11 protein-coding genes and 1 riboswitch are annotated in these 13,863 nt (G+C 49.6%); all 11 genes read left to right on the forward strand.

The features are described 5' to 3' along the window. The first annotated feature begins 7 nt into the window (after positions 1 to 7). The 11 genes from ACFYU8_RS28600 (at position 8) to ACFYU8_RS28650 (ending at position 13,797) form a co-directional block, all read left to right on the forward strand. Positions 8 to 1,432 carry an aldehyde dehydrogenase family protein gene (locus tag ACFYU8_RS28600; protein ID WP_390306215.1) on the forward strand — a complete coding sequence of 475 codons (1,425 nt, stop codon included), beginning with the start codon at positions 8 to 10 and terminating at the stop codon, positions 1,430 to 1,432. Beyond that, positions 1,429 to 2,199 carry an SDR family oxidoreductase gene (locus tag ACFYU8_RS28605; protein WP_390306217.1) on the forward strand — a complete coding sequence of 257 codons (771 nt, stop codon included), beginning with the start codon at positions 1,429 to 1,431 and terminating at the stop codon, positions 2,197 to 2,199. Before ACFYU8_RS28600 ends, ACFYU8_RS28605 begins: the two co-directional genes overlap by 4 nt. Before the next feature lie 62 nt (positions 2,200 to 2,261). After that, positions 2,262 to 3,317: a TRAP transporter substrate-binding protein gene (locus ACFYU8_RS28610; RefSeq protein WP_390306219.1), complete on the forward strand. Its 1,056-nt coding sequence runs from the start codon at positions 2,262 to 2,264 to the stop codon at positions 3,315 to 3,317. A gap of 64 nt (positions 3,318 to 3,381) precedes the next feature. Then, positions 3,382 to 3,849, forward strand: a complete 468-nt coding sequence (locus ACFYU8_RS28615; RefSeq protein WP_390306221.1) for a TRAP transporter small permease — start codon at positions 3,382 to 3,384, stop codon at positions 3,847 to 3,849. A 7-nt stretch (positions 3,850 to 3,856) separates the two neighbouring features. After that, on the forward strand, positions 3,857 to 5,131 hold the full coding sequence (locus tag ACFYU8_RS28620; protein ID WP_390306223.1) for a TRAP transporter large permease: 1,275 nt from the start codon (positions 3,857 to 3,859) through the stop codon (positions 5,129 to 5,131). 16 nt (positions 5,132 to 5,147) lie between these two features. Continuing rightward, on the forward strand, positions 5,148 to 6,512 hold the full coding sequence (locus ACFYU8_RS28625; protein ID WP_390306225.1) for an FAD-binding oxidoreductase: 1,365 nt from the start codon (positions 5,148 to 5,150) through the stop codon (positions 6,510 to 6,512). A gap of 147 nt (positions 6,513 to 6,659) precedes the next feature. Beyond that, positions 6,660 to 8,288: a formate--tetrahydrofolate ligase gene (locus ACFYU8_RS28630; protein WP_390306227.1), complete on the forward strand. Its 1,629-nt coding sequence runs from the start codon at positions 6,660 to 6,662 to the stop codon at positions 8,286 to 8,288. A gap of 137 nt (positions 8,289 to 8,425) precedes the next feature. Beyond that, a riboswitch (cyclic di-GMP riboswitch) is annotated at positions 8,426 to 8,525 on the forward strand. A gap of 72 nt (positions 8,526 to 8,597) precedes the next feature. Beyond that, complete coding sequence (locus ACFYU8_RS28635; RefSeq protein WP_390306229.1) at positions 8,598 to 10,571, forward strand: methyl-accepting chemotaxis protein; 1,974 nt, start codon at positions 8,598 to 8,600, stop codon at positions 10,569 to 10,571. A gap of 116 nt (positions 10,572 to 10,687) precedes the next feature. Then, on the forward strand, positions 10,688 to 11,545 hold the full coding sequence (locus ACFYU8_RS28640) for a transporter substrate-binding domain-containing protein (RefSeq protein ID WP_390306231.1): 858 nt from the start codon (positions 10,688 to 10,690) through the stop codon (positions 11,543 to 11,545). Positions 11,546 to 11,799: 254 nt separating this feature from the next. Further along, complete coding sequence (gene cshA, locus ACFYU8_RS28645; RefSeq protein ID WP_390306233.1) at positions 11,800 to 13,326, forward strand: degradosome RNA helicase CshA; 1,527 nt, start codon at positions 11,800 to 11,802, stop codon at positions 13,324 to 13,326. A gap of 147 nt (positions 13,327 to 13,473) precedes the next feature. Further along, the gene (locus tag ACFYU8_RS28650) at positions 13,474 to 13,797 is read left to right on the forward strand and encodes a PepSY domain-containing protein (protein WP_390306235.1); all 324 of its coding nucleotides are present in this window, start codon (positions 13,474 to 13,476) and stop codon (positions 13,795 to 13,797) included. Positions 13,798 to 13,863: the final 66 nt, after the last annotated feature.

The following is a 13,863-nucleotide window of genomic DNA, read 5'->3' on the forward strand; positions in this document are numbered from 1 at the left end:
AGAGGACATGGAAGCGAGATCGTATGATTTGTATATCGGCGGAGAATGGGTGAAAACCGAGAGCTACATTCCCATCTTTCACAAATACACGGGCGATTGTATCGCTCAAATTGCCAAGGCCTGTCAGCAGCAGGTAACAGAAGCGGTGGAAGCTGCGTGGGAGACGTTTAAAGCAGACAAATTGACTCCTTTTCAACGCTATAAAATCTTGTTGAAAGCCTCTGAGCTGATGGAGGAACGCAGGGAAGAGATGGAGCGATCCTTGATTTGCGAAGTGGGCAAAACGCGCAAGGACGCGATGAATGAGCTGGATCGGACGATCAATACGCTGCGTTTGTCGGCAGAGGAAGCGAAGAAAATTCACGGGGAAATGATCCCGCTGCAAGCAACAGAAGGCTCGGAAAACCGTCTGGGCTTTACCATTCGGGTGCCAAAGGGAGTAATTGGTGCCATTACGCCGTTTAACTATCCTTTGCTGCTCAGCACGCACAAGATCGCACCAGCGCTAGCCGCAGGAAATACGCTGGTGGTTAAGCCGGCAACGGTGACGCCGATTGCCACCTTTCTATTGGTAGAGATTTTGGAGGAAGCTGGCTTGCCAAAAGGCTATGTAAATATCGTAACAGGGGCAGGCAGTCAGGTAGGGGAATGGCTGCTGGATGAAGAGCGCGTCGCCATGTACACCTTTACCGGGTCAGGAGAAGTTGGTCGCCGCATCAAGGAGCGAAGTGGCATGCGTCCCGTTGCGCTGGAGCTGGGCAACAACTCTCCCAATATCGTGCACCTCGATGCAGATTTGGAACTGGCAGCCCGTCAAACAGCAGCCCGTAGCTTTCACAATGCCGGTCAGGCGTGTATTGCTGTCCAGCGCATTTACGTGCATGAAGAGGTAATGCAGGCGTTCAGCGACTTGTACATCTCGCATGTTCATCAGTTGAAGATAGGGAACCCGGAAGACCCGGAGACGGATGTAGGACCGATGATCAGTGAAAAAGAGGCGAGCCGTACAGAAGAATGGGTACAGGAAGCGATTAGCCAAGGGGCAAGGTCGCTCTTACCTGTCAAACGGGAAGGGGCTCTCTTCTATCCGGCTGTGTTGGTGGATACAAGGCCAGAGATGAAGGTGGTTTGCCGGGAAGTGTTCGCGCCCGTCGTCACGATCATTCCGTACAGTGACCTTGAAGATGCATTTACACAAGCCAACGACTCGGAGTACGGTTTGCAGGCGGGGATTTTTACCCGTGATTTGAACATCGCGATGAAAGCAGCTCGTGTGCTGGAGTACGGTGGCGTGGTGATCAACGACGTATCGACCTATCGCAATGACGTCATGCCTTATGGCGGAGTCAAAAACAGCGGACTGGGCAAGGAAGGCCCGCGTTACGCAGTCGAAGAGATGACGGAAGAGCGAATGGTGGTGATCAATCTATGAGCGGGCAACTCTTGCAAGGAAAAACGGCGATTGTAACAGGGGCCGCGTCAGGAATGGGCAAGGCCATTGCCAAGTTGTTCGCGGACGAGGGAGCCAACGTCATCCTGGCTGATTTAAACAAAGAGGCAGCAGTAGCGGTCGCTCAAGAGCTGCCACAAGGAAAAGGTCATGCGGTACAAACCGATGTGGCAGATGATCAGAGTGTCGCTGTACTTGTGAAGGAGACGCTCGAAGCTTACGGCTCGATAGATGTCCTGGTCAACTGCGCGGGAGTTCCCCAAGCGTTTACACCCATTGAGGAGCTGACCTTGGAGCAGTGGGATCGCATCATGTCTGTGAACACGAAGTCGATCTTTTTGACGACAAGGCATACGGTTCCCCACATGAAGGAGAAGGGGAAAGGCAGCATCATCAACATCGCTTCGATTGCCGGGATTCGCGCTCGTCCGGGGCTGAATGCGTACTGCGCATCCAAGGGGGCCGCTATCATGTTGAGCAAGGCACTGGCGATTGAGCTTGCCCCTTTTCAAATCCGGGTCAATGTCATCAATCCAGGACCGGCAGAGACGCCGATGTTGGGTAAGTTTATCAATGGAGATGAAGCGGAAGTAGAGGCCGGGAAAAAAGATATTTTCATCAGCAGTGTTCCATTGGGCATGTTGATTCAACCGGAAGATATCGCGCAGGCAGCTCTCTATTTGGCTTCTGATCTATCCAAAATTGTTACGGGCGAGGTCATGAATGTAGACGGTGGAAGAGGGATTTAGTAAAATGAACTAAATTTTCATATTATTTAAAAAACGAAAGAAACAACAGGGGGTACTATCGCATGTTTCGGAAGAAGTGGAGCTTCGTGCTAGCTAGCATTATGTCTGTGTCTTTATTTCTGGCGGCGTGCGGAGGTGGTGGCGGTCAACAGACTGCCCCGCCTGCGGGACAAGCTGGGGGGACAGAAGCGCCGAAAAGTGACGGCCAAAGCTATGTGTTCAAAGCGGGGCATTCGCTGACGGAGGATCACCCATACCATTTGGCATTGAAAAAAATGGCGGAGGATGTCGACAAGCGCTCGAACGGAAAAGTGAAAATAGAAGTGTATCCACTGAGCCAACTAGGTGCGGAGCGTGAATTGACAGAGGCGCTGACCTTTGGAACGGCGGATATGTCGATTACCTCGACTGCGCCCGTGATGAACTTCCATCCGAAGCTGGGCGTGCTGGATCTCCCGTTCTTGTTTGATAGCCGTGAGCAAGCGTACAAGGTGCTCGACGGACAAGTCGGACAGGACATTCTCAAGGATTTGGAAAACGCCAATCTGGTCGGGCTGGCATGGGCTGAAAACGGCTTCCGCCATATTACGAACGGTTCGAAGGTAATCAAGAAGCCGGAGGACGTGGCGGGGTTGAAGATACGTACGCAGGAAAATCCGATCCATCTGGCTGCATTCGAAGCATTGGGAGCGAAGCCCACGCCGATGGCTTGGACAGAAGCGCTGACGGCGTTGCAACAAGGAGTCGTCGATGCCCAGGAAAATCCGGCGATTGTCGCACAGACCTACAAACTATATGAATCAAAGCAAACGCAAATGGCCTTGACCGGGCATGTCTACTCAGCGGCGATGATCTTGTTCAGCAAGCCTGTATGGGACAAGCTCCCGGCAGATGTCCAGCAGATTCTTGCCGAAGAAGGAAAAAAAGCCGGTCAGTACGAGCGTGAGTTGATGATCAAGATGGAAGAAGAGGCGATCTCGAATATCAAAGCAAAAGGGGTAGTCATTACTGAGGACGTTGATAAGCAGGCTTTCCGCGATGCGATGAAGCCTGTCTATGATAAGTTTTCTGGTCAGTTTGGCAAAGAGCTGGTGGATCAAATTGTGAATACGAAATAAACGGCAGAAGGGAGATGGGCCACTCTGGCTTTTCTCCCCTTTTTCCTGCGAAAGGAGATTGTGTGTGGGCAACCTTGTTTCCAAAATAAACAGCATCCTTCGTTTTTTCATTATTGCCCTTCTGGCTATTATGGTGATCGCTGTCTTCCTGCAGGTGCTTTTCCGTTTTTTGCTCGACCAGCCCTTGGCCTGGACGGAGGAAGTGGCTCGGTATCTGTTGATCTGGATCACGTTTCTGGGGTCAGCGTACGCGATGTCGATCAAAGCACACATCGGTACGGAGTACATTCAAAAGTATTTGTCGCCTCGCATGAACAAGTTAGTGCTGGTTATTGCCGCTTTGTGTAGTCTGATCTTCTTTCTCGTCATGGTTCAGCAAGGCTACGTGTTATCTGCGAGAAGCATGACACAAACCTCACCCACTCTGCTCGTTCCCATGGGCTACGTATACATGGTGATTCCGATCAGCGGTGCCCTACTCATCATGAACGTGATCCATGTGACGTGGAAAGACATTACCGGGAAGGAGTGACCAGATTGTGGGTACGATTTTGTTTTTAACACTGTTGGTGCTCCTGATCCTGAACGTACCGATTGGGGTTGCACTGGGGTTATCTGTCGTTGTCGTGTTTATGCTGGAGGGAAACATCCCTCTTCTCGTTGTCATTCAAAAAATGTTCAACGGGACAGATTCCTTCCCACTGATGGCGATTCCGTTCTTCCTCTTGGCAGGGAAGCTGATGGAAACAGGCGGAATCTCGGCCAGGCTGATTCGTTTTGCGAATACGATTGTCGGGAATCTTCCAGGAGGGTTGGCTATCGTGGCGGTCATGGGGTGTACCTTTTTTGCAGCGATATCGGGTTCTTCTGCCGCGACAACAGCAGCTGTAGGGGGAATTTTGATCCCGCACATGGTCAAAAAAGGGTATAATGTCCGGTTTTCTGCGGCCTTGCATGCAACAGGCGGAACGATCGGCGTCATGATTCCTCCGAGCGTGCCGATGGTTTTATACGGGGTAGCAGCGAGTGCCTCGATTAGCGACTTGTTTATTGCCGGGATTGGACCGGGTATTCTCGTAGCGATCTCGCTGATCCTGTACTCGTATTGGATTAGTAAGAAGAACGGTTGGGGTGGCGGAGAGAAGTATACACCCAAAGAGATATGGGAGGCATTCAAGGACGCCATTTTGGCGATACTCATGCCGATCATTATTCTTGGCGGTATATACGGAGCCATTTTTACTCCGACGGAAGCAGCAGTGGTAGCCGTGATTTACGGTCTGGTTGTCGGGCTGTTTGTCTACCGGGAGATCAAGTGGAGGGACTTGGGGGAAATATTCGCAGGCTCTGCCAGTATGACAGCGGTCATTATGCTCATTATCGCGACCGCCAATGCTTTTGGTTATCTGATGACGAGGGAAAACATCCCGCAGGAAATTGCGCAATTCATGCTGGGGATTACCGACAGCACGATCATCACGTTGCTCATTATTAACATCTTGTTGCTCATTTTGGGGACGTTTATGGAAACGGCGGTTACGATCATTCTCCTGACGCCAATCCTGCTGCCGATCACGAATTCTTTGGGAATTGATCCGGTGCTATTCGGGGTGATCATGGTAGTTAACTCCGCCATCGGTATGCTGACGCCACCGGTTGGGATCAATTTGTTGGTAGCAGGAAATATTGCGAAGCTCCAGAATACGGAGATTGAGCGAGCGGTGATTCCGTTTTTGGTCATCATGATCGTCGATTTGATGCTCATCACCTACATTCCTGAAATCAGCTTATTCCTTGTTAACTTGAGCAAGTAACGGAGGGGGAACCAACGTGGATTACAAGCAAGCGTTAGTGGGACTGCTGGGGGAAGAACGAGTATCGACTAACCCCACTGTGCTAGAGCACCACAGTCATGATGAATCGTACCATACCCCGCATCTTCCAGATGTAGTCGTGTTTCCGCAGACGGCAGAGGAAGTCAGTCAAATCATGAAGCTGGCCAACGAAAAGCGCATTGCGATAACGCCGTTTGGCATGGGGACCAGTCTGGAAGGGCACGCGATTCCTTACGCGGGCGGAATCAGCATGGATTTTTCATTGATGAACCAAGTGCTGGAGGTACGACCGAAGGATTTCCTCGTAAGAGTTCAGCCAGGTGTGACGCGTACCCAGCTCAATAAAGAATTGAAAAAGCACGGATTGTTTTTCTCCGTCGATCCTGGCGCGGACGCGACCTTGGGTGGGATGGCAGCTACCAACGCCAGTGGAACAACCTCTGTCCGCTATGGCGTGATGCGTGATCAGGTTCGCGATCTGGAAGTGGTGAAGGCGGATGGACGTATCATCCGTACTGGGAGCATGACAGCCAAATCCTCCTCAGGCTACCATCTTACTGGGCTGTTTGTCGGGTCGGAGGGAACGCTTGGTGTATTCACAGAGCTGACCTTGCGTGTCTACGGCATTCCTGAGGCGACAACAGCGGCGCGTGCCAGCTTCCCTTCTGTTCAGGATGCCGTCGATACTGTCGTGGATATTCTCGGTGCAGGTATCCAGGTAGCGCGAATCGAGCTGGTTGATGAGCGTTCCATCCAACAAGTGAATCTTTACAAGGAAACGAGCTACCCGGAAGCACCAACGCTGTTTATCGAGTTCCACGGCAGTGAACAAGGGCTCGCGTATGATATCGACTTTGCTCAGAACATCGCCGATGGCCATGGCTGCACGCAGTTTCTTTTTGAAACCGATTCGAAGGCGCGCTCACAGCTCTGGGACGCTCGTCATAACCTGGCGTATGCCTTCCTGCACAAATCTCCTGGGAAAAAGCTGATGGTGACAGATGTATGCTTGCCAATATCCGAGCTGGCAGGAGCTGTTGTGGACGCGCGACAAACGATTGATCGTGCTGGGCTGGATGGAGCGATTGCAGGGCATGTGGGGGATGGGAACTATCACGCTATACTGATGATCGACCTGAATGACCCCGAAGAAGTGGCGCGTGCCGAGGAAGTAAATGCCCATCTGGTCGAATACGCATTGAGTCGGGGAGGAACCTGCACCGGAGAACATGGTGTGGGTGTGGGGAAAATCAAATACCAGCGCAAGGAACACGGAGAAGCACTGGACGTCATGCAAGCCATGAAGCATGTACTGGACCCGCACGGTATTTTGAATCCGGGAAAAATTTTCGCAAAATAAAAGAGAGCCTGCATTCTGAAAGTTTGTCGGAGTGTGGGCTTTTTCTTTTGCGTAATGTGTCGAAGAGGAGAGGAGAAAGGATGATTATGCAGAATGTAGAAGATTGGTAACTGGTGCATTTTATTCTGGTGTGGCAGGGAGGCAAAAATGAAGCTGATTGTTGAAATTGCCAAGAGTGCAGGTATCGAAGAACAGCATTTGGAGCTATACGGAAAGTATAAGGCCAAACTATCAGATGAACTATGGGAGCAAGTGAAAGATCGCCCTGATGGCAAACTGATTCTTGTTACAGCGATGAACCCCAATCCAGCGGGAGCAGGCAAGACACTCACGACGATTGGTCTGTCACAATCACTAAATTATCTCGGGAAGAAAACAATTGCAGCACTTCGCGAGCCGTCCTTGGGTCCTTGCATGGGGATCAAAGGAGGCGCAACCGGAAGCGGCCAGGCACAAATTCTCCCGGCAGATGAAATTAACCTGCATTTTACAGGGGACATTCATGCGATTACAGCTGCACATAACTTGTTGGCAGCGATGATCGACAATCATATTTTCCATGGTAATCCGCGCGGGCTCAATCCAAAGAAAATCGTTTGGAAACGGGCGATGGACATGAATGACCGCGCTCTTCGCAACATTGTGGTCGGCATGGGTGATGGCAATGGGATGACGCGTGAGGATGGCTTCATGATTACGACCGCTTCGGAAATCATGGCAATTTTATGCCTAAGCGAGAATCTGGCAGACTTGCGCGAGCGGTTGAACCATATCATTATTGGCTACGATTTCGATGATCAGCCTGTACGGGCAGAAGAAATCAACGCTGTTGAGGCGATGTGCGTTCTCTTGAAGGAAGCCATCAAGCCCAATCTCGTACAGACAATCGAGGGGACTCCGGTCATTATTCACGGCGGGCCTTTTGCCAATATCGCGCATGGGTGCAGCAGTGTGATTGGAACCAAGACAGCTTTGAAGCTAGCGGATTACGTCGTAACAGAGGCGGGCTTCGGTGCGGATTTGGGAGCGGAGAAGTTTTTTGACATCAAGTGCAGAAAAGCAGGCCTGACACCATCGGCTGCTGTCGTGGTCATTACGGTTCGCTCCTTGAAATTCAACGGCGGGGTAAAAGTACCTGATCTGGCAGTGGAGAACTTGTCTGCTCTGGAAAAAGGCTTCGAAAACGTCAAGCGACATCTGGAAAACTTGCAGAAGTTCGGTGTGCCAGCAGTGGTTGCTATCAATCATTTTGCGACGGATACCCAGGCAGAGATTGATGCCGTAATTGCGCTGTGCCAAGCTGCCGGAGCCGAAGCGGCACTCTCCAAGGTATGGGCAGAAGGAGGAGCAGGCGGTGTCGAGCTGGCTGAAAAAGTGACTCGTGCAGCAGAGCGGCCTTCCTCCTTCCGATTCTTGTATGAGGAAGACCTCAGCATAAAAGACAAGATTGAGACGGTCGTAAAAGAAGTATACCGTGGATCAGGGGTTGTCTTTTCGCCGCTTGCGCTGAAAACGATGCAAAAGGTAGAAGAAATGGGCATGTCCCATCTGCCTGTGTGCATGGCGAAAACACCGTATTCCTTTACGGATCGTGCTGATCTGTTGGGGGCACCTGTAGACTTCACGATTCAAGTGAGCGAGGTGCGCATATCAGCAGGAGCTGGTTTTATCGTGGCACTGACCGGAAGCTTGGTTACAATGCCAGGACTCCCGAAAAAGCCGGCTGCTGAATCGTTATATGTAGACGAGGATGGGCAAGTGAGCGGATTAAGCTAATGAAAAAGTTTGACGAAAAGCTGACAACTGTAAAAGGTTGTCAGCTTTTTTTCCATTTTGAGGTTTATAAGCGGAAAGTTATGGGAAATGAAAGGTGAGATTGAAAAAAAGTGGACTTTCATTGAAAAAACAACAAGGAATGACAAAGGCAAACCTGTTGAAAGGCAGGGACGCAAAGCCACGGGTCTAAGGACGAAAGTCGATGATTTTCGCAGCTAGGACAGCCGGGTTGCCATACCGTGGTCATGATGGGCTGTCGGTGGGCAGTCTTTTTTTTGTTGAAAGAAGAGAAGGGAGAAGTGGTTCGGTATGAAAAATAGTTTGAAGAATAAGCTAATTATCGTTTTGTGCTTGTTGTTGGTCATAAGTTTGGGCACGGTTTGCGGTGCAAGCTATTGGAGTGCTTCCAATCTATTGGCAGACAGTCTGGACAAAGAAGCTGAGTTGTCAGCTAGCAACCTCTCGATTCGTATTGATGGTTTCTTTCAAGAAAAAATTGAGATTGTAAGAGCGGTGGGAGGATTGATGTCGGCTGATAACAATGTCGAATATGACCTGAAGCTCATTCAAGAAGCCCAAAAGAAAAACCCCGAGTTTGAGACGTTCTTCTTTTCGCATGATTTAAGCGGAAAGAAAGTGATCAATTTCAAGGGTGAAGTGACCGATATCTCGGATCGTCCGCATATTAAGGAAGCCAGCAAGGGGGAAGGGAAGGTAGTTGTCTCCGAGCCTGTAGTTTCGAAGCGGACAGGGAATAACATCGTGACGCTTGTCGTTCCAATGATGAAGGACAATCGTCAATACGGTTATATCGGTTCCACTATCCCAATCGATGACATCCAGAAAAAAGTGTCCGAAGAGACGTTCGGCCAATCTGGCTACGCCTTTTTAGTAAGTAAAACAGGAACATTTATTTATCACCCAACGAGTGAATACATTCTGAAGGAATCGATTCTCAACATGGGTATTCTCGAACTGCAAACGGCCTTCGAAGATATCAAGAAAGGGAATCATGGAATCGCCCAATACAGATACGAAAATACAGCGCGATTTGCGTCCTATGCTCCTACCAATTTGAACTGGGGCGTATACATTACGGCACCTGTAGCTGAGCTGCATGCTCCTGTCGACCAACTATCGGCCCGATTGATGGTCATTTCCCTCATCGTGTTGGCTATTGGGGTTGTCCTCGTTTATTTCTTGGCGGTACGCATGGTGAAACCAATTGAGCGTCTGAATCACGCTGTAAATGTAGTGTCTCAGGGGAATTTGAGAGAGACAGTAACCGTTGACGGAAAAGACGAAATCGCGGTTTTGTCACGTGACTTTAACCAGACGGTATCGTACTTGAAAAATTTGATCGAAGACGTATCTTTGTCGTCTGATCAAGTACAGCGTTTTAGTCAGGAAGTATCGGAAGGTATTAAACAAGCGACGGAAAACATCAACCAGATTGGCTTGTCTATCGCACAAATTTCTGAGGGAGCAGAGGCGCAGGCAACCAGCTCGCAGGATGTCGCGTTGTCTATGAATGACATGGCCGCAGGCATCGTGAAAATCGCGGAGACGTCGGCACATGTTTCTGAGGCTGCCCAGATAGCAACAGAGCAGGCCGAGCAAGGGACTGCCGTGGTAGAGCAGGCCGTTCGCCAGATGGGAAGCATTGGCGAGGGGACATCGAAGGCGACAGTAGCCATCGAGCAGCTAAACAATCGATCCAAAGAAATCGAAGGCATTCTTGATACGATCAGTCAGTTGACCTCGCAAATCAACTTGCTTGCGTTGAACGCTTCGATCGAGGCAGCACGTGCTGGCGAACATGGACGTGGGTTTGCTGTAGTTGCCGGAGAGGTGAAAAAACTGGCAAACCAATCCGAGGAATCCGCATCCAAAATCGCGATGCTGATCGGGGAAATCCAGCAGGATACTCGTCACGCGGTAGAGGTCATGACCGAGGGCAACCAAAACGCACAGCAAGGTATTCAACTGGTAGAAGAGGTTCGCGAAATCTTTGGGCATATTTTGGAATCGTCCCGTAACGTTGCCGCGCACATTTTGGAAGTATCCGCAGCATCTGAACAAATGTCAGCAGGCTCGGAGCAGGTGAGTGCTTCTGTGGATGAAATGCATAACATCGCGAAACATGCTTCACTCGATGCACAAACAGTGGCAAGGGCAACCGAAGAGCAACTTCAAGCCATCCAGGAAATTGACCAGTCTGTCGAGCGGTTGAACGCAGTGGCAGAAGAATTACAGCAAGGAATCCGCAGGTTTACTGTGTAAGAGGCAATTCGAAAAGTTGTAAGACCTTTTCTTTGAAAGGGGGGATGCCATTAGGGGATGATGGAGTTTGTTTCCGATAACTAAATTCATTACCGTTTAACAGGAGGAGAAACCAGATGAAAAAAATTACAAAAACAATCTTGGCGAGCACACTCGCTGCAACCATGCTCATGACAGGAGGAACAGGTGCTTTTGCTGCAACGGCAGTTAAGCCTGTCCCAACCGTAGCTGCTGAAGCTGCTAAAAAACCGCAAGCGAAGAAGTTTGAGTCTCGTTTGGATGAAATCATTGCGAGAGGCTACATCCTTGTAGGTACTCCAGGTGACTACAAACCGTTTACATATTTGAATCCAAAAACGAACGAATTTGAAGGTTACGATATCGACGCAATGAAAGAATTCGCAAAAAGCTTGGGAGTAGAGGTACGCTTTGTCCAAACCTCTTGGCCGAAACTGATGGACGATCTCTTGGCAAATAAATTCGATATTGCTGTTGGAGGCGTTACGCGCAACACAGACCGTCAGAAAAAAGCACAGATGAGCGATCCTTACATTCAGTTCGGTAAAGCTCCACTCATCCGTAAAGAAGACAAGGACAAGTTTAAGAGTGTAGCAGACATCAACAAGCCAGAGGTGCGCATTGGTGTGAATCCAGGCGGCACCAACGAAAAATTCGTTCGTGAGCATCTGACAAAAGCAACCGTGACGGTTGAACAAAACAACCTCGACATTCCTGGTCTGGTAGCGAGTGGAAAGTATGATGTGATGATCACGGATACGCTGGAAGCGATTGTATATTCCAAAGCAGATTCCCGTCTGTACCCAGCTCTGACCGACAACCCGTTCACCAAGAGTGAAAAAGCGTACATGATTCATCGCGGAGACACCATCTTCGCTAACTACTTGGATCTGTGGATGGACGAGATGAAACTGCAAGGAATGTTTGATGAGCTTTACAACAAATGGGTAAAATAATTCGATAACAGACAAGCAGCCTGATTCTGGGCTGCTTTGTAATTTTTTTACAGACTGCATTCGCACAAAATCAGGCGATTTGGGTATATATGCAGTTTGCTTTTTCAGGCATTGCATGGTACGATTACAGCTATGTTCTTTAGGGTGCTACGTACAATCGGGGATAAAAGGGCATGTTCCGGATGGTAAGGAATAGTGCCCTTTTTTATGAGAATTTTATATATGAAGGTATTGATAAAGGAGACTGACATTCATTGGCGACTTTTAATGATTTTGGCTTACATCACTCCATTGTTAGAGCGTTGAGCAACATGGGCTTCGAAGAGGCAACAGCGATTCAGGATCAAACGGTTCCTGTAGCACTGCAAGGTCGTGACCTGATTGGTCAGGCACAAACAGGTACTGGTAAAACGGCTGCATTCGGTATTCCACTGGTTGAGCGCTTGGACGAAACCAACGGCAACATTCAAGGGGTTGTACTGACCCCTACTCGTGAGCTGGCTGTTCAGGTGGCAGAAGAGATTAATAAAATTGCCCAATTTAAAAACATCTCTGCCCTGCCAATCTACGGTGGCCAAGACATCACGCGTCAAATCAAGGCGTTGAAAAAACGCCCGCAAATCATCGTGGCAACACCTGGTCGTTTCATGGACCACATGAGAAGAAGAACGATTCGTCTCGATGCGATTGAGATGGTAATCTTGGATGAAGCGGATGAAATGCTGAACATGGGCTTCATCGACGATATCAAGGAAATCTTGAAAGAGGTTCCTACCAATCGTCAAACATTGCTCTTCTCGGCGACGATGCCAAGAGCGATCCAGGAAATCGCTCAGCAGTTCATGAGCGAACCAACCATCATTCAAGTGAAAGCAAAAGAAGTAACCGTACCAAACATCGAACAGCAATATATGGAAGTAGCAGAAAGACAAAAATTCGACGTTCTGTGCCGTTTGCTGGATATTCATTCGCCTGAGCTGGCTATCATATTCGGTAGAACCAAGCGCAGAGTGGATGAGCTGTCCGAAGCGCTAACCAAGCGCGGTTATGGAGCAGAAGGTATCCACGGAGACTTGAACCAGGCAAAACGCGACAGCGTACTGCGCAAGTTCAAGGAAGGTACAATCGAAGTATTGGTGGCGACTGACGTTGCAGCCCGCGGTCTGGATATCAGCGGTGTTACGCACGTATTCAACTTCGACATTCCACAGGACGCCGAGAGCTACGTTCACCGTATTGGTAGAACAGGACGTGCTGGTAAAACAGGTCTGGCAATCACGTTTGTCACTTCCCGTGAAATCGACCATCTGCGTCTGATTGAGCGTACGACCAAGCGTCGCATGGAGCGTCAAGCCGTTCCTTCGATGGCAGAAGCTATGGAAGGTCAACAAAAAATGACGGTAGACAAAATCCTGGAAGCGTCTGGCAGAGATGATCTGTCTGCTTACAAAACATTGGCAGAACAATTGCTGGAGGATGTTGATTCCGTAACGCTGGTATCCGCAGCACTCAAGCTGTTGACCAAAGAGCCGGATATAACTCCTGTTCGCCTGACTGAAGAGGCTCCTCTTCGTGTAGGGAAGAAAAAGCTGCCTCCAAAAGGAAAAGGTGGCTTCAGCTCTGGTTCCGGATTTGGCGGAAAGCGTCCATCTCGCCCACGCAATGGCGAATCTCGTCCTCGCGGCGGCGAATCTCGCCCACGCAGCGGTGACTCTCGTCCACGCAGTGGCGATTCCCGTCCACGTGGCGAACGTGGCGAATCTCGTCCACCGCGCAGCTAGGAATTGAACTGTATCGCAAGCAAAGACTGGTGTGCACCTGTGCGCATCGGTCTTTTTTTTGTGGACCTGCCTGCGAATATTTAGGGGAATCGGTGACAAACTAGGAGTGTTTTGGCACGGATTTTCGGGCAGGGAGAGAGTGCAAGCATGAGGAAAACAGCCATTGGGAAGTGGGCTGGTATTTGGCTGGCCGTATTGGGAGGCGGGATGTCGGTCCATGCAACTGGACATACCTTTGATCAACCAGAGAAAATTTCAGCGATCATCGAGCCAACAGACATTACCAAAGAAGACGCCATACGAATCGCCTTGCAGCAAGTAAAAGGGCGTGTTGTCCATGTTGAGTTGGAAAAAGACGAAGGTGTTCTCGCCTATGAAGTCATCATTCTTACTGATCAAAATCAGGTGTTTGAGGTCGATATCGATGTGAAGACCGGAAAAGTGATCAAGGTTGAAGCGGAGAATTTGTAGTGTTAAGGCTTCTGCGGATGGGCAGAAGTCTTTTTCATATGAGCAAAGGCTATTAAGTTTTGGCAA

It is taken from the genome of Brevibacillus sp. NPDC003359, assembly GCF_042878995.1.
Lineage (GTDB): Bacteria > Bacillota > Bacilli > Brevibacillales > Brevibacillaceae > Brevibacillus.

What these genes read in the sequence shown, in the direction of transcription:
- ACFYU8_RS28600 (WP_390306215.1), top strand. Translation starts at nt 8, where the DNA reads ATGGAAGCGAGATCGTATGATTTGTATATCGGCGGAGAATGGGTGAAA.
- ACFYU8_RS28605 (WP_390306217.1), top strand. Translation starts at nt 1,429, where the DNA reads ATGAGCGGGCAACTCTTGCAAGGAAAAACGGCGATTGTAACAGGGGCC.
- ACFYU8_RS28610 (WP_390306219.1), top strand. Translation starts at nt 2,262, where the DNA reads ATGTTTCGGAAGAAGTGGAGCTTCGTGCTAGCTAGCATTATGTCTGTG.
- ACFYU8_RS28630 (WP_390306227.1), top strand. Translation starts at nt 6,660, where the DNA reads ATGAAGCTGATTGTTGAAATTGCCAAGAGTGCAGGTATCGAAGAACAG.
- ACFYU8_RS28635 (WP_390306229.1), top strand. Translation starts at nt 8,598, where the DNA reads ATGAAAAATAGTTTGAAGAATAAGCTAATTATCGTTTTGTGCTTGTTG.
- ACFYU8_RS28640 (WP_390306231.1), top strand. Translation starts at nt 10,688, where the DNA reads ATGAAAAAAATTACAAAAACAATCTTGGCGAGCACACTCGCTGCAACC.
- ACFYU8_RS28650 (WP_390306235.1), top strand. Translation starts at nt 13,474, where the DNA reads ATGAGGAAAACAGCCATTGGGAAGTGGGCTGGTATTTGGCTGGCCGTA.